The organism is Pararhodobacter sp. SW119, assembly GCF_017811755.1.
Taxonomy (GTDB): domain Bacteria; phylum Pseudomonadota; class Alphaproteobacteria; order Rhodobacterales; family Rhodobacteraceae; genus Pararhodobacter.
The window spans coordinates 185859-208291 of record NZ_JADDJF010000001.1; the positions used below are offsets into that span (position 1 = coordinate 185859).

Below are 22433 nucleotides of genomic sequence, written 5' to 3' on the forward strand. Positions count from 1 at the left end.
TCACACGGCGGTGCATTGCCCTTGTCCCGTGGCGGGGCTACATCTGCGCCGAGCCCCGGGCGCGGCCTGGGACCCAGCCGCAACCAGACCGGGAGCCGTCCTTGCCGCGCCGCATCACTCTGACTTCCCTGACGCTTGCCGCCGCTCTGGCGCTCGCGCCGTCCGTCTCGGTCGCTCAGGACGGGACGGCAGGCGCATTCCTCGCTGCCCGCGCTGCCGGCACCGCCAATGACTTCGTGCGCGCGGTGCCCTTCCTTGAGCGGCTCATGGACAGCGAGATCGCCAATCCGCAGTTGCGCGACAGCCTGACGGGGTCCTATCTTGCGCTCGGTCGGCAGGAGGAAGCCGCGCGTGCGGCAGGGATCTTGCTGGACGAGTTGCCGCAAAGCAGTACCGCGGCGCTGGTTCTGATGGCCGAGGCGTTCTCGACCCGCGACTATGCCGCGGTGCTGGCCCATCTCGACGCCGGCGCGCTGACCCATCCGGCGGTCGATGGACTGGCGCGGGCCTGGGCGAATCTGGGCCAGGGCAGCATGGCCGAGGTTTTCGAGGCTTTCGACGAGGTCGCCGCGCAAGACGGCATGGAGGCTTTCACGTTCTACTGCCGCGCGCTGGCATTGGCGATCGTCGGCGATTTCGAAGGCGCGGTCGAGATCATCGAGGGCCCTGAGACGGGCGTTTCCGCCGCGCTGAACCGCCGTGGCGTGATCGCGCACGCACAGATCCTTGGACAGTTGGAGCGGTTCGACGACGCGCTGGAGTTGCTGAACCGCGCCTTCAACGGCATGCAGGACGAGCGGGTTGAGCAGATGAAATCCGCATATGCCGAAGGCCGCGCCGTACCCTTCGACCTGATCGCCGATCCGGCCGAGGGGATGGCCGAGGTGCTGGCCGTCATGGCCTCGGCCGTGCGCGGCGGGCAGGGCGGTTTCGATGCGCTGCTCTATGCGCGCGCGGCCGAATGGATCAACCCGCAGATGCCGGATGTGCAGCTCATGCTGGGCCAGTTGTTCGTGGAACTGGAGCAGCCGGAACTGGCGGAGACGGCCTTTGGCGTTCTGCCGCCCGACAGCGGTTTCGACATGGCCGCGACACTGGGCCGCGCGCAGGTCCTCGACAACCTCGGCCAACTGGATGAAGCGATCGAGGTGCTTGAAGATCTGGTGGCGCGTTACCCGGATGCGGCCGGCGCCCACCAGGCCCTCGCCGATTTCCTGCGCCGCGCAGAACGTCACGAGGAGTCGTTGGGGGCCTATACCCGCGCCATCGAGTTGCTGGAGGCGCAGGGGATCGAAGCGGAATGGCCGCTCTGGTTCTCGCGCGCCGTCGCTCATGAGCGGAGCGGGCAATGGGCTGAGGCCGAGGCCGATTTCCGTCGCGCGCTGGTCGATGCGCCGGATCAACCGCTGGTGCTCAACTACCTGGGCTACTCGTTGGTCGAGCGGCGCGAGAATCTCGACGAGGCGTTGGAGATGATCGAGCGCGCGGTCGCGGGCGATCCCGACAGCGGATATATCGTCGATAGCCTCGCCTGGGCGCTGTTCCGGCTCGGACGATACGAGGAGGCGCTGCCGCACATGGAGCGCGCGGTGGAACTGATGCCGTCCGATCCGATCCTCAACGATCATCTGGGCGATGTCTATTGGACGCTTGGCCGCTACCGAGAGGCGCGTTTTCAGTGGCGGCGGGCGCTTTCCTTCGGTCCGCACGATGATCTTGACATGGATCGCGTACGCAGAAAGATCGAGGTCGGTCTCTACGAGGTGCTGGAGGAAGAAGGCGAACCCTTGCCGCACCAGGTGGACTGATGCCGTCGCGGCTGGCCCCCGCCAAGGTGAACCTGACCCTTCATGTCACTGGCAGACAACCCGATGGCTATCATCTTCTCGACTCCCTTGTCGTTTTTGCAGCCGTTGGCGATATCGTTACATTCGTACCCGGCGCGCATGCGGGTTTGCGCATCACCGGTCCGCTGGCCACCGGCGTGCCGCAGGGGCCGGAAAATCTGATCGCCCGCGCCGCGCGCCTGATCGAAGCGCCAGCTGCCGCATTTATTCTGGACAAGCGGTTGCCCGCGTCGGCCGGCATGGGGGGCGGATCCTCGGACGCGGCGGCGGCGCTGCATCTACTGGCGGAATGCAGGGGATTGCCGCTGCCGACGCGGGCGGCGCTCATGGGCCTCGGCGCCGATCTGCCCGTCTGCATGGCCGCGCCGGCGCCCTGCCGCATGCGCGGACGCGGCGAGTGGGTCGAGCCGCTGGCGCCGCTGCCGCAACTGGGACTGCTGATCGTCAATCCGGGAGTGCCGCTGTCGACCGCCGCGGTCTTTTCGGCGCTGAAAATCCGGGACAACTCGCCGATGCCCGACGTGCTGCCGGACTGGTCCGACGCCGATGACTTCTGCGCCTGGCTGGCCGACATGCGCAATGACCTGGAACCACCGGCGCGACGCCTGCTACCCGTAATCGACGAATTGCTCAAGGCGATCGCCAATCAACCGGGTTGCCGGCTGGCACGGATGACGGGGTCGGGTGCAACCTGCTTTGGGATCTTCAGCGATCGGAATGCCTTGCGGCGGGCGGCAGAGACTATGCACGCTCCGGGGCGCTTTGTCGCGGCCACGGAAACTCTGAACGGCGACGTTCAGTTGACCCGCGCGACAACGTAGTCCGCAAGATCAGCCAGCATTTCGCGCAGCGGGTGATCCGGCAGATCCTCAAGCGCAGCACGCGCGCGCGCCGACCATTGAAGGGCGGTCGCCCGCGTGCTTTCCAGCGCGCCGTGACGGTTCAGAATCTCCAGGGCGCGGTCCAGATCACCCGCTTCCTGACGGCCTCGCGCGATCACGCGCTCCCAGAAGGCGCGCTCGTCTGGGTCGGCGCGCTCGATCGCGCGGATCAGTGGCAGCGTGAGTTTGCGTTCGCGGAAATCGTCACCGGTGTTTTTCCCCAGACTTTCGCCCAGCCCGGCGTAATCCAGGTAGTCGTCGACAATCTGGAAGCAGATCCCGAGCGCGTCGCCATAGGCATGCAGCGCCCGCACCTGGGATTCCGGCACGCCCGCAATCACCCCGCCCACCTCGCTTGCCGCGGAAAAAAGCGCCGCAGTCTTGCCCCGGACGACCTTCAGGTAGATCGCTTCGGTCGTCGCCAGGTTCTGCGACGCCGTCAGTTGCAGCACCTCGCCCTCGGTGATCGTGGCCGAGGCGTTGGACAGGATCCCCAGGATCCGCAGGCTGCCCGCTTCGACCATCAACTGGAACGACCGCGCGAACAGGTAATCGCCGACCAGCACGCTCGACTTGTTGTCCCACAGCAGATTCGCCGTCGGACGCCCCCGGCGCTGGCGGCTTTCGTCCACGACGTCGTCGTGCAGCAACGTCGCGGTGTGGATGAACTCGACCGCCGCGGCCAGCGCGTGATGGGCCGTACCCTCGTACCCGCAAAGCCGCGCCGTGGCGAGCGTGAGCAGGGGGCGCAACCGCTTGCCACCGGCCTCGACCAGATGCGCGGTCACTTCGGGGATGCGTGGCGCGTTCTCGGACGCCATACGCTCGCGGATCAGTTCGTTCACGCGCGCCATGTCGTGGGCCAGCCACTGGGCGAGGCGGTCGTGCGGCGCGGTGATGGAAGGGTTCAGCAGCATCGGTTTCCGCAACGGCTCGACAAGCCCGCGGGCCTGCCATTAAGTGTCTTCATGAAGGAACTTCTGCGCACGAACGACCCGACGGTCATCCCCTACGCCACGACCCTTCTCCACGGTGAAGGTATAGAGTGCTTTGAACTCGACGTCCATATGAGCACCCTGGGCTTCGTTCCCCGGCGGCTGATGGTTCGCGATACCGACCTGTTCATGGCCCGCGCAATTCTGCGCGAAGCCGGCGTGCCGCTGGAAAGCTGACACATGGGCTTCTCGGCGGCGGAACTCAGTCGCGACGCCTTCCTCGGCGGGCGGGTCGAGATCCTGCAGCCGCGATCCGGGTATCGGGCCTCCACGGATCCGGTTCTGCTGGCCGCGGCGGTCGCGGCCAGGCCGGGCCAGTCCGCTCTGGAACTTGGGTGCGGGGCAGGGGTGGCGCTGCTTTCTCTTGGCTGCCGGGTCCCGGATCTGCAGCTTGTCGGCGTCGAGCGGCAGGTGGACTACGCCGAACTTGCGCGGCTAAATGCCGCGGAGAATGGAATCCCGGCAGTGATCTGGCATGCGGACCTGACCCGGATGCCGCCCGAGTTGCGCACGCTGAGGTTCGACCACGTCATGGCCAACCCGCCCTTCCATCCACCGACGGCGACGCCGGCAAGCGATCCTGGACGCGACGGCGCGCTGCGTGAAGCGACGCCGCTCAGCCTCTGGATCGATGCCGGTCTGCGCCGCGTGAATGATGGCGGGTATCTGACGCTGATTCACCGGGCCGAACGCTTGCCCGAGATCCTTTCTGCGCTTCAGGGTCGAGTCGGGGCCGTTGCGGTTCGGCCGCTCGCCGCACGGACCGGCCGGGCAGCGGGTCGCGTGTTGGTCCAGGCACGCAAGGGCGCGCGCGCGCCGTTTCGGTTGCTTGCGCCGCTGATCCTGCATGCCGGTCTGTCGCACACGAAGGACGGCGACGATTTCGCGAGCGAGGCGCGCGCGATCCTGCGCGATGCGGCGGCGCTCGACTGGAACTGATCGCGCACACCTATTAGGCGAGCTGTCCTCGGCAATTGCACGCCGGTTTCATGTGACAACTGCTCGAAGATATGTTCCTATCGGCCCGTCACATACCTTCAGAGGAGGAATCCATGACGCTGACTTCGCATCTTCAGGAACTGCGCCGCAAGCACGAAGCCCTTTCTCAAAAGGTGGAGGAGGCGCAGCGATCGCCGGCTTCTGATGATCTGGAGATCTCTGAAATGAAGAAGCAGAAACTGCGTCTGAAGGAAGAAATTACCCGTCTTTCGGCCGACTGAAGCCACTGCGGGCGGCGCGCGCGGCAAGGATCGCGCCGCCCGTGATCAGGACTGCCGCCAGCACCAACGACCAGCTAGCTGAGGCCATCCCGGTCGCGACCAGGATGAGCGTGGACAAGAGTGGCGCGGCATAGGAGGCCGTGCCCAGAAGCTGGATGTCCCCTTTCTTGACGCCGATGTCCCAGGTGAAGAACGCAAGCCCCACCGGGCCCAACCCAAGGCCAGCGATCGCGGCCCAGGCTGCGGGATCACTGGGCCAGGCCGGGACTTCCAGCGCAAGATGCGCCAGCGCCGACAGCCCACTGGATGCCAGGCAGAAGACCACCACCGCGGCTGTCGGTACCTTTCCCAGTCGGCGCGAGCCGAGGGAATAGCTGGTCCAGGTCAGCGCCGCCACGAAGGCCAGCGCGTAGCCCGTCAGCGCGCCCTCGATCCGTCCGATCCCGCCGGTGACGATCAGCCCCGCGCCGACGAAGGCCATCACGGCGCCGATCACATGCCCCGCGCGCAGACGCTCGCCCGGCAGAAGGCCTGAGCCGAGCACGATGAGCAATGGCCAAAGATAGGCGATCAGCCCCGCCTCGGCCGGCGGGGCGAGGCGCAGCGCGCTGAAATAGAGGAAGTGATAGCCGAAAAGCCCGGCGGTCCCGAAGGCGTAGACCCGCAGCGGTATGCCGGAAAGCTTTCGCCAGCCGCCCGTTGCCAGCAGCCAAATCAGCCCTGCGCCACCCCCGATTGCGAAGCAGAGCGCGTTCAGCTGGAACGGCGGCACCGGCTGCGAGGCGACGGTGAAGAAAGCCAGAAGCGCCCAGAGGAGGACCGCGGAAAAACCGATGAGCGTGGCGGTAGCGCGGGTCATCGGGCGTGTCCGGAACAAAGGGCCGGGCGCAAACCCGGCCCCGGTTTCCTGCGGCGCGATTCAGCCGAAGAACTGCGCGCCGTTTGCGCTGATCGTCGAGCCGTTGACGAAGCCCGCGTCATCCGACACGAGGAACGCGACGCAGCGCGCGATCTCCTCGGGTTCGCCCAGACGGCCGGCGGGGATGCCGGAAATGATCTGTTCGCGCACCTTCTCGGGTACGGCCATGACCATTTCGGTCGCGATATACCCCGGACAGACAGCATTGGCGGTGATCCCGAAGCGCGCGCCCTCCTGCGCCAGGCTGCGCACGATGCCGATGTCGCCGGACTTTGTCGCGGCATAGTTGACCTGCGCGAACTGCCCCTTCTGGCCGTTCACCGAGGAAATGACCACGACGCGGCCGAACTTGCGTTCGCGCATGCCGGGCCAGACAGGGTGGATCGTGTTGAAGACGCCGGTGAGATTGGTGTCGATGACCTGCTTCCACTGGTCCGGCGTCATCTTGTGGAAGGGGGCGTCGCGGGTGATGCCGGCATTGGCGACGGCCACGTCGATCGGGCCGAGGTCGGCTTCGACCTTTGCGATCCCCGCCTTCGACGCGTCGTAATCCGCGACGTTCCATTTGTAGGTCTTGATTCCGGTCTCGTCGCTGAACTTCGACGCGGCCTCGTCATTGCCGGCGTAATTCGCCGCGACCGTGTAGCCCGCGTCCTTGAGCGCCTTTGAAATCGCGGCGCCGATGCCGCGCGAGCCGCCCGTGACCAATGCAACCCTACCCATGCGTTCCTCCCTTAATCAGCGGGCCCACCTGCCCCCTTTCGTGACTAGCGCCCCGGAGGCAGTGATACAAGCTTTCTGCGGCCGGGGTGGGTTTTCCCGCCGGCTTGTCAGACCGGGGGCGGCATCGTGGCGGCGGTGGCTGAGGTGGCATGAAGCGACGAAAAGGCGCGGGTGTCCACGCGTGGACAGTTTGGCAAGCTATTGATGAAACGGAGTAAAATGAGGGCGTTTACCGCAATGAAACTTTTGGATTGGTGCCGCGGTACGGGCTGGCGCCGACCTTGGCGAATGATCCGCCGGCGCAGCGCCGGGACGTCGACCATGCCCGCAACCATCCCAAAGAGTTCAAGATGGCCGGCGAGCCCCCGATGCTGCCCGGTCCGGAAAGACCGGACAAGCGGCTGAATGTCGTCGCCCGCCGACCCGACTTGGGGGGCGGCGGGCGACCATCAGGTCAGCGTTCCAGGCACATCGCAACGCCCATGCCGCCGCCGATGCAGAGCGTGGCAAGGCCCTTCTTCGCGTTGCGGCGCTGCATCTCGAAAAGCAGGGTGTTGAGGACTCGCGCGCCCGAGGCGCCGATCGGGTGGCCGATGGCGATGGCGCCGCCGTTGACGTTCACGATCTCGGGGTCCCAACCCATGTCCTTGTTGACCGCGCAGGCCTGGGCGGCGAAGGCCTCGTTGGCCTCGACCAGGTCCAGATCGCCGACTTTCCAGCCGGCCTTTTCCAGCGCCTTGCGGCTGGCATGGACCGGCCCCACGCCCATGATTGCCGGGTCAAGCCCGGCGGTCGCGTAGCTGGCGATGCGCGCGAGCGGCGTCAGGCCCCGCTTTTCGGCCTCCTCGGCCGACATCAGGATCACACCTGCGGCCCCGTCGTTGAGGCCGCTGGCGTTGGCCGCGGTGACGGAGCCGTCCTTGGCGAAGGCCGGCTTGAGCTTGGCCATCGCGTCGATCGTGGCACCGTGGCGAATGTACTCGTCCTGATCGACGACCGTCTCGCCCTTGCGGGTCTTCACGGTGAAGGGCGCGATCTCGTCCTTGAAGCGGCCTTCCTTCTGGGCGGCCTCGGCCTTGTTCTGGCTGGCCACCGCGAATTCGTCCTGCGCCTCGCGACTGATCTGCCATTTCTGCGCCACGTTCTCGGCGGTCTGGCCCATGTGGTAGCCGTTGAACGCGTCCCAGAGCCCGTCCTTGATCATCGAATCGACGAACTTGGTGTCGCCCATCTTGGTGCCAGAGCGCAGATGCGCGACATGCGGGGACAGCGACATGCTTTCCTGGCCGCCGGCCACCACGATGCCCGCGTCGCCCAACTGGATATGCTGCGCGCCCAGTGCCACGGCCCGCAGGCCCGAGCCACAGACCTGGTTGATCCCCCAGGCCGCGGATTCCTTCGGCAGGCCCGCGTTGATATGCGCCTGGCGCGCCGGATTCTGGCCCTGCCCGGCGGTCAGCACCTGGCCGAGAATGGTTTCGGACACGTCGGCCTTGTCGATGCCGGCCCGCGCGATCAGCGCCTCGATCACGGCCGCGCCCAGATCGTGCGCGGGCGTGTTGGCGAAGGCTCCGTTGAAGGACCCGACCGCGGTTCGGGCGGCGGAAACGATCACGACATTGGTCATAGGGACTCCTCTCCTCGAAGGGCGCGCGGGGGCGCACCCGTATCTGGCGGGAGTCTTACGCGTGAAGCCGCTTCAGGGCAATGCCGCGCCGCAAAAGGCAGTCACCATGCACCCCCATGCAGCCCGTCAGGCATGGCGGATCAGACGCGAGGTTCGCCACGGCGCCTCGGTCTCGGGGGCGCCGAAATGATAGCCTTGCAGGCAGTCCACGCCGATGTCGATGAGGTAGCGCGCATCCTCGGACGACTCGACCTCCTCGGCGATGGTGAACATGTCGAAATGGCGTGCGATGGTCACCAGCGCCTGGGCGAGCACCTGGTTGTCGGTGTCCGTGGCAATGCCGCGGATGAACTCGCCATCGATCTTGACGATGTCGAAGAAGAAATCCTTCAGGTAGCGGAAGGACGTGTAGCCCGAGCCGAAGTCATCCAGCGCAAAGCAGATGCCGCGCGCCTGCATGTCCGACATGAATTCGCTGACCAGATCCGGCACGTCCATTGCCGAGGATTCGGTGATCTCGAGTATCAGGCGTTCGGCGATGGCGGGGTCGCCACGCAGCCCGCGTTGCAGCGTCGTCAGCCAGGCGGGATAGCCGATCGAGCGCGCCGACATGTTGATCGATAGCCGCAGGCCGGGTTCCTCGGCCAGCGCCTGTAGTCCCAACTCGAGCGCCAGGCAATCGATCCGGCGCCCCGTCTCGGTCGTCTCGACCACATCCATGAAGCTGCGCGCGGGCAAGACATTCCCGTCCTCGTCAAGGATGCGGATGAAGCCTTCGTAGAACGCGATGCGGTTGGTCATGCGGGCTTGAACCACCGGCTGGTAGGCCAGCAGCCCACGCCGCTCGTCCAGCGCGTGTTCGACCATGGTCAGGGTTTCCTGCCCCTCCGGCGTCCGGCTGACATCCCGGGTCTCGGTCTGGTCGCGGGGGACCGGATCGGAATCGTCGAAATTGGGGTCGGACATCGTGGAACTCCGCCGGAAAGGGGCTTTGGGGGGCAGAGTGCCGGGCAGCGGTTAAGGCGATATGAAGCGCGGCCTTTGACCGCGCCCGAGATTGCTAGAATTGTGCGGGTCTGGGCCAATTGCGCCAGCCTGACGGGGCCGCTATAGGGGCGCGGACAGTTGCATGCGGGGGCGCAGGATGAACGAAGGCGGCGCGAACACGATGTGGGGCGGGCGCTTCGCGGGCGGCGTCGACGCGATCATGGAGGCGATCAACGCCTCGATCGGCTTCGACAGGCGGCTGGCGGCGCAGGACATCGCCGGGTCGCGCGCGCATGCGTCGATGCTGGCGGCGACGGGGATCATCACGCAAGCGGATGCACAGGCCATCGACGACGGGCTGAGCCGGGTGGCCGCGGAGATCGAAGCGGGTGATTTCCCCTTCCGGACCGAGTTCGAAGACATCCACATGAACATCGAGGCCCGGCTGCGCGAGCTGATCGGCGAACCCGCCGGTCGCCTGCACACGGCGCGGTCGCGCAACGATCAGGTGGCGGTCGATTTCCGGCTTTTCGTGCGCGATCAGTGCGACGCGGCCATCCTTGGCATCGAGGCGCTGATGCGCGCCTTCCTGGCCCAGGCCGAGGCCGGCGCCGATTGGGTCATGCCCGGCTTCACCCATCTGCAGACCGCGCAGCCGGTCACCTGGGGTCACCACATGCTGGCCTATGTCGAGATGCTGGCGCGCGACCGGTCCCGCTTTGCCGATGCGCGCGCGCGGATGAACGAATGCCCGCTGGGCGCCGCCGCGCTGGCGGGCACCTCATTCCCCATCGACCGGGACGCGACCGCGCGGGCGCTGGGGTTCGACCGGCCCACCGGGAACAGTCTCGATTCGGTCTCGGACCGCGACTTCGCGCTCGACTTCCTCTCGGGCGCGTCGATCTGCGCGATGCACCTGTCGCGCTTTGCCGAGGAACTGGTGATCTGGTCCTCGGCGCAGTTTCGCTTCGTCACGCTTTCGGATGCCTTCTCGACCGGCTCGTCGATCATGCCGCAGAAGAAGAACCCCGACGCGGCCGAACTGCTGCGCGCCAAGCTGGGGCGCGTGATGGGGGCGCAGGTGGCGCTTCTGGTCGTCATGAAGGGCCTGCCGCTGACCTATTCCAAGGACATGCAGGAGGACAAGGAACAGCTGTTCGACGCCGCCGACACGCTGATGCTGGGGCTGGCAGCGATGGAGGGAATGGTGCGCGACATGAACGCGAACCGTGCCGCGCTGGCTTCCGCGGCCGCCTCGGGCTTCTCGACCGCGACGGATCTTGCCGACTGGCTGGTGCGCGCGCTGAACCTGCCGTTTCGTGACGCGCATCATGTCACCGGATCGCTCGTCCGGATGGCCGAGGAGGCGGGTTGCGACCTGCCCGACCTGACGCTTGCGCAGATGCAGTCGGTCCATCCCGGCATCACCGCCGAGGTTTTCGAGGTGCTCGGGGTGGAAAACTCCGTCCGTTCGCGCATGTCATACGGCGGAACGGCGCCCGAGCGCGTGCGCGCAGAGCTCGCCCGATGGCAGGAGGTACTGGGATGAGGGCTGTCGCGCTCCTTCTGACGCTGGTGCTGGCGGGCTGCGGCGTGGCCGAACCGCCTGCCGCACCGCCTGGCGGACCCGACCTTGCGGCGTTCTGGAGCGACTGACATGCCGTCCATCCGCTATCTCTGGCTTGCCCTCGCCGTCTGGGGCACCGTGCATCCCATGTATTACTTCATCGGCTGGTTTCTGGCGAACGAATGGTCAATCCTGGCGATGGTCGACGCCTGGCACGCAAACCTCGCCAGTTCGGGCCTGGTGTGGGATCTGACCATCGCCGCCGTGACCCTGACGATCTGGGTCGCGGTCGAATCGATCCGCACGCGCAACTGGCGGGGTCTCTGGGCGATACCGGCGACCTATTGCATCGGAGTCAGCTGCGGGCTGCCGCTCTATCTTTTCCTGCGGCCCATCGCCACGCGCGTCGCCTGAGCGCCGGGTCCGCAACGACGCAGCCCGAGGAGGCGCGCTTGGATCATTTCCTCTACCGCGACGGAGAACTGCACGCCGAAGACGTCGTCCTGCGCGACATCGCGGCGGCCGTCGGCACACCCTTCTATTGCTATTCGACCGCGACGCTGACCCGCCACTACCAGCTTTTCACCGATGCGCTGTCGCCGCTTCGGCATCTGGTCTGCTTTGCGGTGAAGGCGAACTCGAACATCGCGGTCCTGAAGCACCTGGGCGACCTGGGCGCGGGGATGGATGTGGTCTCGGTCGGCGAATACCTGCGCGCCCGGGCCGCTGGCGTCCCCGGAGAGCGGATCGTCTTCTCGGGGGTCGGCAAGACGCGCGAGGAGATGCGCATCGCGCTGGAGGGCGGCATCCGCCAGTTCAACGTCGAATCCGAACCCGAGCTTGAAGCGCTGTCCGAGGTGGCCGCGGGCATGGGGGCGACGGCCCCGATCGCCCTGCGCGTCAACCCCGATGTCGACGCCCGAACGCACGAGAAGATCGCCACGGGTCGCAAGGAGGACAAGTTCGGGGTGCCCATCGCCCGCGCGTCGGAGATCTATGCCCGTGCCGCGGCGCTGCCCGGTCTGCAAGTCGTCGGTATCGACATGCATATCGGCAGCCAGCTGACCGACCTCGCGCCGTTCGAGGCCGCCTATACCCGCATGGCCGACCTGACCCGCGCGCTGCGCGCCGAGGGGCATCGCATCGAACGGCTGGACCTCGGCGGTGGGCTGGGGATCCCCTACACCCGCTCGAACGAGGCGCCGCCGCTGCCCACCGACTACGGCGCGATGGTCAAGCGCGTCCTCGGCGATCTGGACTGCGAGGTCGAGATCGAACCCGGCCGCCTGATCGCCGGCAACGCGGGCGTGCTGGTCGCGCAGGTCATCTACCGCAAGGAGGGCGAGGGGCGCGACTTCCTGATCCTCGACGCGGCGATGAACGACCTCATCCGCCCGGCGATGTACGGCGCGCACCACGACATCGTGCCGCTGATCGAACCCGAGGCCGGCGCGCCGCTTGCCCCGGTCGATATCGTCGGACCGGTCTGCGAAACCGGCGACACCTTTGCCCGCCAGCGCCCGATGCCGCCGCTTGCCGCCGGCGATCTTGTCGCCTTCCGTTCGGCCGGGGCCTATGGTGCGGTCATGTCTTCGGAGTATAACTCCCGCCCGCTGATCCCCGAGGTTCTGGTCTGCGGGGATCACTTCGCGGTTATCCGGGCACGCCCGACCTTTGACGAGATGCTCGCACGCGATACGTTTCCCGCGTGGATGTGAACGAGGATCGAATGGCCCGACGCGCCGATCCCACCGTCGTCATCACCCGCGCGGTGCGGCTGACGCAGGCGGGGCTGGTGGCCGAACGGCTGACGCAGGCTTTCTGGCTGCCGGTCGCGCTGGCGTTGCTGGGCTTCACAGTCCTTGCCTTCGATCTGCTTTCCCTGCTGCCGGTGCGCTGGAGGGGCTGGGCCACGGCCGGGTTTGCCTTGCTTCTCCTCGTTTCGCTGATCCTTGCGCTGCGTCGGTTTCACTGGCCGCGCCGGGATGAAGCCGTCGCCCGGCTGGACCGCAGCCTGCCAGGCCGGCCGCTGGCCGCGCTGTCGGACGAACAGGCGATCGGCGGGAACGACGCGGCCTCCAGCGCGCTCTGGGCGTTGCATCGCGGGCGCATGCTGGCCTCCGCGGCGAAAGCCCGCGCCATCGGCCCGCGTCCGGGCCTGCCGCGGCGCGACCCGTTCGGCCTGCGGTTGATCGCGCTGACCGGCGCGGCGGTCGCGCTGACCTTCGGCCAACCCCTGCGCCTTTCCGAGGTCGGCAGCCTGACCGCCCCCGCCGGCGCCGCCATCGCCCCGGCCTGGGAGGGCTGGATCACCCCGCCCGCCTATACCGGGCGCCCGGCGCTCTATCTCAATGAGGTCGCGCGCGAGTCCTTCGAGGTGCCGTCGGGGTCGCGCGTGGTCATGCGCCTTTACGGTGCCGATGGTGTCCTCAGCGTGCAGCAGGGACTTGGCGGCGAGGCAAGCGCCGACGACACCGGACAGGTCGTGGAGTTTCCCGCCCTGCAGACCGGCCGCCTGGCGGTGGAGGGGCCCGGCGGGCGCGCCTGGCATGTGCTGGTCCTGCGCGACGAGGAACCCGAGGTCACGGCGACCGAACCCCTGCGGCGCGGGCGCGGCGGCATCCTCGAACAGCCGTTCCGGGCCGTTGACGACTACGGCATCACCTTCGGCGAGGCCGAGATCGTGCTCGACCTCGACGCCGTCGACAGGTCCCACGGGCTGACGATCGCGCCCGAGGCGCGCGATCCCCTGCGCATCGACCTGCCGTTGCCGATGACCGCCAATCGCACCGAATTCGACGAGATCCTGCAGGAGGACATGTCGCAGCACGTCTGGGCGCATCTGCCGGTGCGCGTGGTGCTGCGAGTCGCCGATGCCGCCGGCCAGTCCGCCGAAAGCCGCATCGTTGAGGGGACGCTGCCGGGGCGGCGGTTCTTCGAACCCGCGGCATTGGCGGTGTCCGAACTGCGTCGTGACATCTTGTGGAACCGCGCGAACGCGCCGCGGTCCGCGCAGCTGATGCGGGCCATGCTGCACCAGTCGGAGGACGCCTTTCGCGCCAAGGCAGCGCCGGGCGAGTTGCGCGGCGCCGTCGACTATATCGAGGCCCGACTGGACGAGGGCCTCAGCGACGAGGCGCGCGACGAACTGGCCGAACGGCTCTGGGATCTGGCGCTGCTGATCGAGGAAGGGGAACTCGCCAACGCCCGCGAACGCCTGCAGCGCGCGCAGGAGATGCTGGACCAGGCGATGCGCGACGGCGCCTCCTCGGACGAGATTGCGGCGCTGATGGAAGAGCTGCGCGAGGCGATGCGCGACTACATCCGCATGCTGGCCGAACAGCCGCGCGAGCGGGGCGAGCGCGATCCGGGCGAGCAGATGCAGGTCACCGGCGACCAGATCCAGGAGCTGATGAACCGCATTCAGGAGCTGATGGAAGAGGGCCGCATGGACGAGGCGGCCGAGCTGATGGCGCAGCTCAACGCGCTTCTGGAAAACCTGCAGGTGACCGAGGGGCAGGGCGAGGGCGGCGAGCCGATGCCCGGCGACGAGGCGATGGAGGGTCTGGGCGATACGCTGTCCGATCAGCAGGACCTGGCCGACGACACCTTCCGCGACCTTCAGGAACAGTTCGGCCGCGGCGAGGAGTCCGGCGAGGGCGAGGGTGAAGGCGAAGGCGAGGGCACGGGCGATAGCGGGCAGGGCCTCGCCGAGCGCCAGCAGGAGCTGCGCGAACGCCTGCGCGGGCAGCAATTGCAGACCCTGCCCGGCGAAGGCACGCCCGAAGGCGACAGCGCCCTCGACGCGCTGGAGGACGCCGAGCGCGCGATGAACGAGGCCGAGCGCGCCCTGCGCGACGGCGAAACCCGCGAGGCGCTGGAACGCCAGGCCGAGGCGCTGGAGGCGATGCGCGAGGGCCTCCGGCAACTGGGCGACGCGATGCGCCAGGACCGCCGGGAGCGCGCCGACAACGCGCCGCAGGGCCAGGGCCAGGGACTGGGCCGCGATCCGCTGGGCCGCGAGCGCGAGGGCGACTCGGCCACCGGCGGCGAAGGCGGCACGACCGTGCCCGGTGCCGACCCGCGCGAACGCGCCCGCGACCTGATGGACGAGATCCGCCGCCGCTCGGCCGAGCTGGAGCGTCCCGAGGCCGAGCGCGACTACCTCAACCGACTGATCGACCGCTTCTGACCCCCGGCGCGGCGGCCCGGCCTTTCCCGCGCCGGGTGGCTGGCGCGGGACTTCCCCCTCTGGCCTTGGCGCGGCGCAGCGGCTAAGCAGGCGCCGGACCGGGCAGGGGGCAGAGTTGGACATCCGCGCGATACTGATGGGGCTGGCCTTCGCGCTGATGTGGTCCTCGGCCTTCACCTCGGCGCGGATGATCGTTCTGGATGCGCCGCCCCTGCTGGCGCTGTCGCTGCGGTTTTTCCTTTCCGGGGTGATCGGCGTCGCCATCGCGCTGGCGCTGGGGCAGAGCTGGCGGCTGACGCCGGGCCAGTGGCGGGCGACGATCATCTTCGGGCTGTGCCAGAACGCGCTCTACCTCGGGCTCAACTTCGTCGCCATGCAGTGGATCGAGGCGTCGGTGGCGGCGATCATCGCCTCGACCCTGCCGCTCTTGGTCGCGGCGGCCGGCTGGGCGTTCCTGGGCGACCGGCTGAAGCCCGTGGCCGTCGCCGGGCTGTTTGCGGGGTTTGGGGGGGTCATCCTGATCATGGGCGCGCGCTGGGGCGGGGGGCTGGACCCGCTGGGCGTGGGGCTGTGCGTGCTGGCGGCGGGGGCGCTGACGGTGGCGACGCTGTCGATGCGGGGCGCGTCGGCGGGGGGCAACGTGATGATGGTCGTCGGGCTGCAGATGCTGGTCGGCGCCGCCATCCTGATCGGCCCGGCGCTGGCGCTGGAGGAGCCGGTGGTGAACTGGTCGCTGCAGCTGGTGCTGGCGTTCGCCTACACGACGCTGGTGCCGGGGCTGGCGGCGACCTGGGTCTGGTTCATGCTGGTGCAGCGGATCGGGGCAGTGCGGGGCGCGACCTTCCACTTCCTCAATCCGTTCTTCGGGGTGGCGATCGCGGCGCTGCTGCTGGGCGAGGCGTTGGGGCCGATGGACCTGGTCGGCGTTGTCATCATCATGGCCGGCATCCTGGCGGTGCAGCTGACCAAGGCGGCGCCGGTGCCGCGGCCGCAGGCCTAGGCGTCTACGGCCTGGTGCGCGGCTTCGGACGCGGCCTGCACGGCCAGGAGGATCGAGGCGTGGCGGTTGCGGAACTCGCGCGCCGGTAGCAGCGCCTCGAACCCGTCGAACGGGGCGTCGGGGACGGGGCCGTCTTCCTTCAGCATCGCTTCCAGTTGGGCGGCGGCGCGGTCCAGTTCGGCCGGGGTGCGGCCGATCACCGCGCCGCCGAGGACCGAGGCGGCGGCCTGGCCCAGCGCGCAGGCTTTCACGTCCTGGCCGAAGCGGGCGACGCGGCCGGCTTGCATGTCGAGGTCGACGGTCACCGTGGAGCCGCAGAGGGGGGAGCGTTTGCGGGTGCTGACCTGCGGCGCGTCGAGCCGGCCGAGATGGGGGATGTCGGTCGTCAGCGCCAGGATGCGGGCGGAATAGAGCTTGATCAGATCGGCGGTATCGGACACTAGGGGGCGCTCCTGTCGGACTGGTTCAGGATATAGATCATGACTTTCGATCCGCAATCCCTGCGCTTCGATGCGAACGGCCTGATCCCGGCGATCGCGCAGGATCATGCCAGCGGCGAGGTGCTGATGCTGGCCTGGATGAACGCCGAGGCCGTCGGCCGGACGCTGGCGACGGGGCGGGTCACCTACTGGTCGCGGTCAAGGCAGGCCTTCTGGGTGAAGGGAGAGACATCCGGCCACGTCCAGCGGCTGGTCGAGATGCGGCTGGACTGCGACGGGGACTGCCTGCTGGTGCGGGTGGAGCAGACCGGCCCGGCCTGCCACACCGGGCGGCGGAGCTGCTTTTTCACGGCGATCCGGGACGGGGAGGAGGTGGAGATCTTTGGGGTGGAGGGGTGAGGGGAAGGTGCGGTCCACGCGTGGACCGGAGGCTAAGCTATTGAATAGATGAGAAATCGTTTTTTTTGTTAAGCACTTGGCAACGGTTTCGTCCGATCATTCGTCACTGATTTGTTCGCCGGCTGCCATTGGATACTCAAACTTCACGTTTCTAACGATCTCTGAGTTCTGCCTTCCCCCCGGATGCAACCGGCACCTCAACTCCCTAGTTCCAGAAAGGAACCGATTCAAGTCGGCCAACTGATCGGCGCCTAGTTCAAAAACCAGCGTGCCATGATAGATTTTTCCACCCTCAAGAATAACTGCTGTATGTATATCTCTGCTGTTCTCGGTGGAGAACATAGTCTGTCCACGGACATTGTGCGCGGTTCCGGTCAATACCGAAAAGAACCCAGCAGCCGCAAAACCACCAACGCCACCATGATCAGGTGTGACTTCGATTTCAAAGAAGTCGCGTGGAACGATAATGTCGCCTGCTGTCTGGTTTGCAACGATGAAGTCGGCCCTGATATGTCCGGATGCCGCGCTGCACTTCACATGTGAGATCCAGATCCGTGGTGGCTCAGGAAGTGAAATAACCACGATTCCACTTGTGATGCTGACTGCGAAAAAATAAGGCACAGTGCACCGAAATAGAGCGTTTCTCCAATTAAGCGGTTCGGCCAAGATTGACCCTGCCTTCAACGCACGGCGCATGTGACGCCGAACTGAAATAACCGGAAATATACAGCCTGCAGAAACTGCCAAAACAAACAACGTGGAAAAAGAGAGGAAAATGGCGATTTCGTTGTCTTCTCCCGCACCGAGAAATCGAATGCTCTCTGACATTAGCAGAATAAGAAAGACAGGGATGGCCCCGGCCATGAAGAATGCTGTTGAGGTCAACAAAACTGGAACTGAAGAATAACCTAGCGCGCTATGTATCTTTTCTAAGCCTTGCTTTGTCGAAAAACTTCTTAATCGTCTGAAAAAGACCCACTGCATTCCTTGGAGTAGGATGGCGAACAGCGCCGAGGTCAACAAGAGCAAGACTGCATTGGAGGTTGAAAGCAGATCAAGGTAATCCGATGCGTTGATCGTTACAGGTTGGCCAGAAGGCGTTCTCAGTACCTCGTCACTGCGTAAATGGTCGTTGCTCGCAAAAATTAGCAGCGCGCAAAGCACAAACGTCGTAATTAAGGTGAACGGGCCGATCTGCAAGTAGTTTCTATTCTGGAACCTAGTTGCAAGAAATTTTGGTCCCCGAACGGGATGGCGCAACAAGACGATGAGTGTCCAAAAAAAGTTTCCGAGGAACCCGAAAACTCCTTCACGGATACCCTCAATCAGCTCGAAAAGGTTGACTTTGAATCCTAGCATTTCCGGCAGCGGAAGAGTTTGTTGTGGTTGCCACCGGCATTATATTCATTGATCTACGTTGAGCAACGCTTACTTGACAAAGCGGCGAAAACCGGTCAGCTCCTCCGCCGGTTTCGCTCCCCACGGCCAGAAATTCTGATCGTGACAGATCGATTTCGATTTGCGACGCTCAGAACTGAACCGCGACTTAGCGGCCGAACTGCTGTTCGACGTAGTCCATGATGTCCTCCATCAGCGGGCCGGTAGCGTCGGGGCCGGTGAAGCGGAGGTTCCAGCCCTCAACGCTCTTTTCGCGGCGGATGTGGAGGCCGACGCGGGGGTGGACGATCCGACGGGGGCGGCCGGGGCGGTAGTCGTATTGCGGCGCACGGGTCTCTCCCTCGACTTCCTCGAGGATGGGGAGGAGGATTTTCCACTGACCATCGGGTGAGCGGTCAGCCGAGTGCAGAAGCGCATGTTCGATCAAGGGGCCGCGGTCCTGGCGAATCGCGGCAGCGATGCGGGTCAGTTGCGTCTGCGACAGGGTTTCGGGGTGGCTCAGCAGGCGGTCGCCGATTTCGGAAACGACTTCGGCAATGGCTCGGATGCGATTGCGGCGCTGCTTGTTCAGGGGTTTGTAGAGGGTGGCGACGGCGGCGTCGAGGGTGTCGAAGAGGCCCTCGTGGACGGATTCGACCACGATGCGGCCCTTTTCCCAGGGGGAGATCTCGGCGCGGATCTCGTTCTCGGCGATCATCCGGGCCATGGCGTCGGGGAGGTCGTGGGGCTCGCGGATGAAGGCGGGGATGCGGGCGTCGGGCTTGTGCTGGTGGAGGCGCTGGAAGACGGTCAGGCGGCGCATGCCCGAGATGAGGCCGTAGCGCGGCCCGCCCTCGGCGGGGTTGCGGATGGCCCAGACCTCGATCGGTTGGCGCAGGCCGTCGAGGAGGACGGACATTTCCAGCTCGGCCAGGGCGGCGGGGTCGAGGGCGGTGCGGTCGCGGGGCAGGGCCTCGGCCAGGATGTCGGCGGGGGCGATCAGGTGGACCTGCGGGGCGGCGGTGGTGTCGGCGGGGGTTGCGGGGGTTTGGGCGGTTTCGGGGGGTGTGGGGTGGTCGGTCATCCGGGGTCTCCTTGGCGCGTGGGTGCGGGGGGATTGACCGGGGTTTGGGTGAAGGAAGGGCGGGCGCGGCGGACGGTGGGGTAGGGATTTGGTAGGGGGGCGCGGGGGGCTTTTTCTTTTTTCTTTTTGGTCGTGCGTCAGCACGACCAGCGCCCGACCCGCCCCCACGGGGCGGGCGCTTTACGCCCACCCCTCGGGTCGGGCGCTGGCCGTGCTTTTCGATGCCTACCGCGCGTAGAGGGGGCGCTGGCCGTGCTGGCGCACGGCCGAAGAAAAAGAAGATCGGACGCTACAGCCGGCGGCGGGCCGAGAGGGCGGCGGCGATGGTGCCGTCGTCGAGGTAGTCGAGCTCGCCCCCCATCGGGACGCCTTGGGCCAGCGCCGAGAGGGCGACGCCGGTGGGGGCCAGCGCGTCGGCGATGTAGTGGGCGGTGGTCTGCCCCTCCACCGTGGCGTTGAGGGCGAGGATGACCTCGCTCACGCCCTCGGCCCCGATCCGGGCGACGAGGGCGGGGATGCGCAGCTCCTCCGGGCCCATCGCATCGAGCGCCGAGAGCGTGCCGCCGAGGACATGGTAGCGGCCCTTGAAGCCGCCGCCCCGCTCCATCGCCCAGAGGTCGGCGAGATCCTCGACCACGCAGATTGTGCCGGTGGCGCGGCGCGGATCGGCGCAGACCGGGCAGAGATCGGCGGTGGCGATGTTGCCGCAGAGCCGGCAGTCGCGCGCGGTTTCGGCGACCTGGGCGAGGGCGCGGGCGAGCGGTTCCATCACCACCGCGCGCTTGCGCAGCATGTGCAGCACCGCCCGGCGCGCCGAGCGCGGCCCGAGGCCCGGCAGGCGGGCCATCAGCGCGATCAGCCCCTCGATGTCGCCGGGTGCGTCGGGCATGGATCAGAAGTTCGGCAGGTCCATGCCCGGCGGCAGGCCCATGCTTTCGGCGATCTTGCCGATCTCGGCCTTGGAGCGTTCCTGGGCGCGGGCCTGCACGTCCTTGATGGCGGCGAGGATCAGGTCCTCCACCACCTCCTTGTCCTCGGCCGAGAAGATGGAGGGGTCGATGTCGAGCCCGGTCAGCGTGCCCTTGGCGGTGGCGGTGGCCTTGACCAGGCCGGCGCCGGATTCGCCGGTGACGGTGATGGTCTCGAGCTGCTGTTGCAACTCGGCCATCTTCGCCTGCATCTCCTGCGCGGCCTTCATCATCTTGCCCATGTCGCCCAGGCCACCCAGGCCGCCCAATCCCTTGATCATGTCGTGTCGTCCTTTGTTCAGTTGTCCTCGAAGGGGTCCCATTCGTCCTCGACCGGCGCAAGGGCCTCCTCGGCGGGGGAGGGGGCGTCGGGCGCGGGGTCGCGGACGGCGGTGATGCGGGCGCCGGGGAAGGTCGCGAAGAGCGCCTGCACCAGCGGGTTGTCGCGGGCGCGGGCCTTGCGCGCGTCGTCGTCGCGGGCGCGGGATTCGGCCAGGGTCGCGCCGCCGCCGCTGCCGGCGACCGAGACGCCCCAGCGCGCGCCGGTCCAGGCCTGCAGCCGGCCCGAGAGGCGGGCGGCGAGGTCGGGGGGCGCGTCGGCGGTCGGTTCGAACTCGATCCGGCCGGGGGAGTAGCGCACGAGGCGGATGTGGGTCTCGACCTCCATCAGGAGGCGCATGTCGCGCTGCGCGCGGATCAGGGCGACGACGCTGTCGAAGGTCGCGTATTGCGCCAGCGGCGCGGGGTGCTCGGCGCGCAGAGCGCTGGCCCGGGCGCCGCCGTTGCCGCCGCCGGTGCCGGAGGTGGCGAGCGTGGGGCCGCGCGGCGCGGGCGCGCCACCGCCGGGCGGGAAGGCGCCGCCCGAGGGGCCGGACGGGCCGGCGGGGCCGGGGGGCGGCGGGCTGTCCTGGAGGCGGCGCAGCAGATCCTCGGGCGTCGGCAGGTCGGCGACATGGGTCAGGCGGATGACGGCCATTTCGGCGGCCATCATCGCGTTGGGGGCGAGGGCGACTTCTTCCAGCGATTTCAGCAGCATCTGCCAGAAGCGGGCGAGGATGCGCATCGACAGGCGCTCGGCCAGCGTCAGGCCGCGGGCGCGTTCGTCCGGCGCGACGGTGGGATCCTCGGCGGCGGCCGGCGTGATCTTGATGACACTGAGCCAGTGCGCGATTTCGGCGAGATCGCGCAGGACCGCCGCCGGGTCGGCGCCGTCGGCGTATTGCGCGGACAACTCGTTCAACGCGCCGGCGGCGTCGCCGCGCAGGATCGCCTCCATCAGGTCGAGGACGCGGCCGCGGTCGGCCAGCCCCAGCATGGCGCGGACCTGATCGGCGCCGGTCTGCCCGGCGCCGTGGCTGATCGCCTGGTCGAGCAGGCTCATCGCGTCGCGGACCGAGCCTTCGGCGGCCCGCGTGATCAGCGCCAGCGCGTCGCGGTCGATATTGGCGCCTTCCTGGCCGGCGATGCGGGTCAGGTGGTCGATCATCACCTCGGGTTCCACCCGGCGCAGATCGAACCGCTGGCAACGGGAAAGCACGGTGACGGGGACCTTGCGGATCTCGGTCGTGGCGAAGATGAATTTCACATGCGGCGGCGGTTCCTCCAGCGTCTTCAGGAGCGCGTTGAAGGCGCTGTTCGACAGCATGTGGACTTCGTCGATGATGTAGATCTTGTAGCGGGCGGAGGCGGCGCGGTAGGCGACCGAATCGATGATCTCGCGGATGTCGCCGACGCCGGTGCGGCTGGCCGCGTCCATTTCCAGCACGTCGACATGGCGACCCTCGGCGATGGCGCGGCAGTTCTCGCACTGGCCGCAGGGGTCGGTGGTGGGGCCGCCGGCGCCGTCGGGGCCGATGCAGTTGAGGCCCTTGGCGATGATCCGTGCGGTGGTGGTCTTGCCGGTGCCGCGGATGCCGGTCATCAGGAAGGCGTGGTGGATGCGGTCGGCGGCAAACGCGTTCTTGAGCGTGCGCACCATCGCCTCCTGCCCGATCAGGTCGGCGAAGGTTTCCGGCCGGTATTTGCGGGCGAGGACCTGGTAGGCGGGAGAATCGCTCATGGGGCTTTCATCGGGCGTCGTGCGGCTTGGGCGCAGGGTAGTGCGGACGGCCGGGAAGGGAAACCGGGAAATCGGGGGGCGGCGGATCCGGCGGGGGGAAGCCCGGCCAGCGCCCGCGGGACGGCCCACCCACCCGCCCCCGTCCCGC

Annotated in this window: 22 protein-coding genes; 11 read left to right on the top strand and 11 right to left on the bottom strand. The window is 67.4% G+C overall.

The genetic code is table 11. The features are described from left to right. The first annotated feature begins 101 nt into the window (after positions 1 to 101). Complete coding sequence (locus IM708_RS00835; RefSeq protein WP_209424404.1) at positions 102 to 1808, top strand: tetratricopeptide repeat protein; 1707 nt, start codon at positions 102 to 104, stop codon at positions 1806 to 1808. After that, a complete protein-coding gene (locus IM708_RS00840; protein ID WP_209424405.1) occupies positions 1808 to 2668 on the top strand; it encodes a 4-(cytidine 5'-diphospho)-2-C-methyl-D-erythritol kinase in 861 nt (286 codons plus the stop codon). Before IM708_RS00835 ends, IM708_RS00840 begins: the two co-directional genes overlap by 1 nt. Here the strand turns inward: IM708_RS00840 and IM708_RS00845 are convergent. After that, positions 2644 to 3645: a polyprenyl synthetase family protein gene (locus IM708_RS00845; RefSeq protein WP_209424406.1), complete on the bottom strand. Its 1002-nt coding sequence runs from the start codon at positions 3643 to 3645 to the stop codon at positions 2644 to 2646. The genes IM708_RS00840 and IM708_RS00845 overlap by 25 nt on opposite strands. Before the next feature lie 51 nt (positions 3646 to 3696). Here IM708_RS00845 and IM708_RS00850 point away from each other — a divergent pair, with 51 nt between their 5' ends. From IM708_RS00850 to IM708_RS00860, 3 genes are all read left to right on the top strand, one after another. Beyond that, complete coding sequence (locus tag IM708_RS00850; protein ID WP_209424407.1) at positions 3697 to 3900, top strand: DUF2007 domain-containing protein; 204 nt, start codon at positions 3697 to 3699, stop codon at positions 3898 to 3900. Positions 3901 to 3903: 3 nt separating this feature from the next. Next, positions 3904 to 4662, top strand: coding sequence for a methyltransferase (locus IM708_RS00855; RefSeq protein ID WP_209424408.1), 759 nt, complete (start codon positions 3904 to 3906; stop codon positions 4660 to 4662). A gap of 113 nt (positions 4663 to 4775) precedes the next feature. After that, on the top strand, positions 4776 to 4943 hold the full coding sequence (locus tag IM708_RS00860; protein ID WP_209424409.1) for a DUF465 domain-containing protein: 168 nt from the start codon (positions 4776 to 4778) through the stop codon (positions 4941 to 4943). Here the strand turns inward: IM708_RS00860 and IM708_RS00865 are convergent. The 4 genes from IM708_RS00865 to IM708_RS00880 form a co-directional block, all read right to left on the bottom strand. Beyond that, entirely contained in the window at positions 4921 to 5802 is an 882-nt protein-coding gene (locus IM708_RS00865; RefSeq protein ID WP_209424410.1) for an EamA family transporter, read from the bottom strand. The two genes, IM708_RS00860 and IM708_RS00865, sit on opposite strands and share 23 nt — an antisense overlap. Before the next feature lie 60 nt (positions 5803 to 5862). Further along, positions 5863 to 6585 (bottom strand): acetoacetyl-CoA reductase, encoded by a 723-nt coding sequence (phbB, locus tag IM708_RS00870; protein WP_209424411.1) that lies wholly within the window; start codon positions 6583 to 6585, stop codon positions 5863 to 5865. A gap of 454 nt (positions 6586 to 7039) precedes the next feature. Continuing rightward, entirely contained in the window at positions 7040 to 8212 is a 1173-nt protein-coding gene (locus IM708_RS00875; protein WP_209424412.1) for an acetyl-CoA C-acetyltransferase, read from the bottom strand. A gap of 126 nt (positions 8213 to 8338) precedes the next feature. Continuing rightward, complete coding sequence (locus IM708_RS00880; protein WP_245242935.1) at positions 8339 to 9079, bottom strand: EAL domain-containing protein; 741 nt, start codon at positions 9077 to 9079, stop codon at positions 8339 to 8341. A 277-nt stretch (positions 9080 to 9356) separates the two neighbouring features. On the opposite strand from IM708_RS00880, the gene argH reads away from it, so the two are divergent. The 5 genes from argH (at position 9357) to IM708_RS00905 (ending at position 15958) form a co-directional block, all read left to right on the top strand. Beyond that, on the top strand, positions 9357 to 10748 hold the full coding sequence (gene argH, locus IM708_RS00885) for an argininosuccinate lyase (RefSeq protein WP_209424414.1): 1392 nt from the start codon (positions 9357 to 9359) through the stop codon (positions 10746 to 10748). A 108-nt stretch (positions 10749 to 10856) separates the two neighbouring features. After that, positions 10857 to 11180 (top strand): DUF2834 domain-containing protein, encoded by a 324-nt coding sequence (locus IM708_RS00890; protein ID WP_209424415.1) that lies wholly within the window; start codon positions 10857 to 10859, stop codon positions 11178 to 11180. Positions 11181 to 11218: 38 nt separating this feature from the next. After that, positions 11219 to 12484, top strand: coding sequence for a diaminopimelate decarboxylase (gene lysA / locus IM708_RS00895; protein WP_209424416.1), 1266 nt, complete (start codon positions 11219 to 11221; stop codon positions 12482 to 12484). Between the two features lie 11 nt (positions 12485 to 12495). Further along, positions 12496 to 14958: a DUF4175 family protein gene (locus IM708_RS00900; RefSeq protein WP_209424417.1), complete on the top strand. Its 2463-nt coding sequence runs from the start codon at positions 12496 to 12498 to the stop codon at positions 14956 to 14958. 115 nt (positions 14959 to 15073) lie between these two features. Next, positions 15074 to 15958, top strand: coding sequence for a DMT family transporter (locus IM708_RS00905; protein ID WP_209424418.1), 885 nt, complete (start codon positions 15074 to 15076; stop codon positions 15956 to 15958). Here IM708_RS00905 and IM708_RS00910 read toward each other — a convergent pair. Then, positions 15955 to 16398 (bottom strand): iron-sulfur cluster assembly scaffold protein, encoded by a 444-nt coding sequence (locus IM708_RS00910; RefSeq protein WP_209424419.1) that lies wholly within the window; start codon positions 16396 to 16398, stop codon positions 15955 to 15957. The two genes, IM708_RS00905 and IM708_RS00910, sit on opposite strands and share 4 nt — an antisense overlap. A gap of 39 nt (positions 16399 to 16437) precedes the next feature. Between IM708_RS00910 and hisI the strand changes: the two genes are divergently transcribed. Further along, positions 16438 to 16797, top strand: coding sequence for a phosphoribosyl-AMP cyclohydrolase (gene hisI, locus IM708_RS00915; protein ID WP_209424420.1), 360 nt, complete (start codon positions 16438 to 16440; stop codon positions 16795 to 16797). Positions 16798 to 16893: 96 nt separating this feature from the next. On the opposite strand, the gene IM708_RS00920 is transcribed toward hisI, so the two are convergent. The 5 genes from IM708_RS00920 to IM708_RS00940 all read right to left on the bottom strand — a co-directional run bounded on the left by IM708_RS00920 (position 16894) and on the right by IM708_RS00940 (position 22321). After that, positions 16894 to 18156 (bottom strand): hypothetical protein, encoded by a 1263-nt coding sequence (locus tag IM708_RS00920; protein ID WP_209424421.1) that lies wholly within the window; start codon positions 18154 to 18156, stop codon positions 16894 to 16896. Positions 18157 to 18343: 187 nt separating this feature from the next. Continuing rightward, positions 18344 to 19258 (bottom strand): ParB N-terminal domain-containing protein, encoded by a 915-nt coding sequence (locus IM708_RS00925; protein WP_209424422.1) that lies wholly within the window; start codon positions 19256 to 19258, stop codon positions 18344 to 18346. Positions 19259 to 19547: 289 nt separating this feature from the next. Next, the gene (gene recR / locus IM708_RS00930; protein ID WP_209424423.1) at positions 19548 to 20147 is read right to left on the bottom strand and encodes a recombination mediator RecR; all 600 of its coding nucleotides are present in this window, start codon (positions 20145 to 20147) and stop codon (positions 19548 to 19550) included. A gap of 3 nt (positions 20148 to 20150) precedes the next feature. Next, positions 20151 to 20507 carry a YbaB/EbfC family nucleoid-associated protein gene (locus IM708_RS00935; protein ID WP_209424424.1) on the bottom strand — a complete coding sequence of 119 codons (357 nt, stop codon included), beginning with the start codon at positions 20505 to 20507 and terminating at the stop codon, positions 20151 to 20153. A gap of 17 nt (positions 20508 to 20524) precedes the next feature. After that, a complete protein-coding gene (locus IM708_RS00940) occupies positions 20525 to 22321 on the bottom strand; it encodes a DNA polymerase III subunit gamma/tau (RefSeq protein ID WP_280859296.1) in 1797 nt (598 codons plus the stop codon). Positions 22322 to 22433 lie beyond the last annotated feature (112 nt).